Origin of the sequence: Sphaerotilus natans, from assembly GCF_900156335.1 — a bacterium.
In the GTDB taxonomy this organism is placed as follows: Bacteria; Pseudomonadota; Gammaproteobacteria; order Burkholderiales; family Burkholderiaceae_C; genus Sphaerotilus; species Sphaerotilus natans.
This window is the reverse complement of the sequence record NZ_FTMZ01000050.1, coordinates 1-2,178: the sequence shown is the minus strand read 5'-3', so window position 1 is coordinate 2,178 and position 2,178 is coordinate 1. Positions and strand designations below refer to the sequence as shown.

The following is a 2,178-nucleotide window of genomic DNA, read 5'->3' as shown; positions in this document are numbered from 1 at the left end:
TGCCCCAGCGCCTGCGGCCGGCTCGTCGCGTATTCGATGAATTCGATGCCCAGCAGCCCCAGCGGGTTGGGCAGCTCGCCGATGTCTTCGCGGTCAAGGGTCATGGGGGCTTGCCTTTCAGTTCTGGCGCTGGCTGACCAGCGTGCGGAAATGCTGCTCGATGCGTCCGGCGTCCGGCGTCACGCCGGTGAACAGCTCGAAGGCGCCGACCGCCTGGCCGACCGCCATGCCGCCGCCGTCGCTGATGCGGCAGCCGCGCTCGCGCGCGAGCTTGAGCAGTGCCGTTTCCAGCGGGAAATACACCACCTCGGACACCCACAGGTCCGGGCGCACCAGCTCGGCCGGCAGCGGCAGGCCGGGCAGCTTGTCCATGCCGGTGGGCGTGGCGTGGATCAGGCCGGTGGCACCGTCGAGCGCCGCGGCCACATCGGTCCAGACCGAAGCCCGCTCGCCGTCATGGATCTGGTTGAGCTCGGCGGCCAGCGCCTGCGCGCGCGCCGGATCGACATCGAGAATGCGCAGCGTCTGTACACCCAGGCGCAGCGCTGCATGCGCGATCGCCGCGCCTGCGCCGCCGGCGCCCAGCAGCACCGCGCAGCGCAGGTCGGCGTCCGGCAGCGCGCGGGTGAAGCCGCGCGCCCAGCCTGAGCCGTCGGTGTTGTGGCCGATCAGGCGGCCGTCGCGGATCACCACGGTGTTGACCGCGCCCATCGCGCGCGCCTCGTCCGAGAGCTCGTCGAGGTGCGCAATCACCGCCTGCTTGCAGGGATAGGTGATGTTCAGGCCCGCGTAGCCCATCATGCGCGCGGCCCGGAGCAGCAGCGGCAGGTCTTCGGCGCTGCCGCCCGAGAGATCGAGATCGATCAGCTGATAGTGCAGGCGCAGGCCGTGGTGGGCGGCCTCCTGCTCCTGCATCGCCGGGGTCAGCGAGCGCTGGATGCCGGCGCCGATCAGGCCAAGCAGCACCTTGCGGTTCGGGGTCGTCGTCATGGGGGAAATCAGCCTTTCGATCTCGCGGAGCTCGTCGCTTGCCTGGGCCTTACTTGGCGGCGCGGATCTTGGCCAGCTCGGCCTGCAGTTCCGCGACGGTGGCGGGAATCGCCGCGCCGTGCTTGTCGATCACCGGCTTGAGCTTGGTGCGCAGCTCGTTCTGCTCGGCGGCCGACAGCTCGGTCACCTGCATGCCGGCCTTCTTCAGCGCGTCCAGCGTGGTGGCCGAGGCATCGCGCGAGAGCTTGCGCTGGAACTTGCTGGCCTCGAGCGCGGCGTCCTGCAGCACCTTGCGGTCACCCTCGGCCAGGCCGTCCCAGACCTTCTTGCTGACGATCAGCGACTGCGGGTTGTACTGGTGGTTGGTCAGCGCCAGGTGCTTCTGCACCTCGTAGAACTTGTTGGCCAGGATGACGTTGAGCGGGTTCTCCTGCGCGTCGATCGCCTTCTGCTCCAGCGCGGCGTAGACCTCGGGGAAGGCCATCGGCGTCGGGTTGGCGCCCAGCGCCTTGACCCAGTCGACGTTGATCGCGTTCGGGATCACGCGCAGCTTCAGGCCGGCGATGTCCTCGACCATGTTGATCGGCTTCTTGCTGTTGGTGATGTTGCGGAAGCCCAGCTCGAAGTAGGCCAGGCCGATCAGGTTCTTCTCGGCCAGCTTGCCATGCAGCTTCTGACCGAAGGGGCCGTCGACCACCGCGTCGGCTTCCCGGCTGTTGGCGAACATGAAGGGAAAGTCGTAGATCTCGAAGTCCTTGACCTGCGAGGCCAGGATGCCCGAGTTCAGCATCACCATCTCGATGGTGCCGCCCTGCGAGGCCGAGACGGCCTGCGCGTCGCCGCCCAGCGTGCCGCCGGGGAACAGGTTGACCTTCAGGCGGCCGCCCGACTTCGCGGCGACCAGCTCGGCGAACTTCTCCGCGCCGGTGACCAGCGGATGACCCTTGGGGTTCTGCAGCGCGAGCTTGAAGGTCTTGTCCTGGGCGGCGGCGACACCGGCGACGGCCAGCGCGGCGGCGGCGACCAGGGTCTTGATCATCAGGCGTTTCATGGCATTTCCTTGAAGTGGTGGGACGGAGAGATGCGGGCTGGCCTCAGCTGGCGAGCCAACGAGCGGGGACGGTGACGATGGAGGGGAAGGCGACGAGGAGGAACATGACGGTGAACTGGGCGATCATGAAGGGGATG

Annotated in this window: 2 protein-coding genes and 1 pseudogene; all 3 read right to left on the bottom strand. The window is 68.2% G+C overall.

Annotated features, from left to right (window positions below; all coding sequences use genetic code 11):
- Positions 1-104 (bottom strand): annotated as a pseudogene (locus BW996_RS22360) (4-hydroxyphenylpyruvate dioxygenase); the annotation flags it as partial.
- Positions 105-117: 13 nt separating this feature from the next.
- Complete coding sequence (locus BW996_RS20860; protein WP_037486324.1) at positions 118-990, bottom strand: shikimate dehydrogenase; 873 nt, start codon at positions 988-990, stop codon at positions 118-120.
- Between the two features lie 49 nt (positions 991-1,039).
- Positions 1,040-2,041: a TRAP transporter substrate-binding protein gene (locus tag BW996_RS20855; protein WP_081838320.1), complete on the bottom strand. Its 1,002-nt coding sequence runs from the start codon at positions 2,039-2,041 to the stop codon at positions 1,040-1,042.
- Positions 2,042-2,178 lie beyond the last annotated feature (137 nt).

Coding starts and splice junctions, on each gene's coding strand:
- BW996_RS20860 (WP_037486324.1), bottom strand. CDS start 990: ATGACGACGACCCCGAACCGCAAGGTGCTGCTTGGCCTGATCGGCGCC.
- BW996_RS20855 (WP_081838320.1), bottom strand. CDS start 2,041: ATGAAACGCCTGATGATCAAGACCCTGGTCGCCGCCGCCGCGCTGGCC.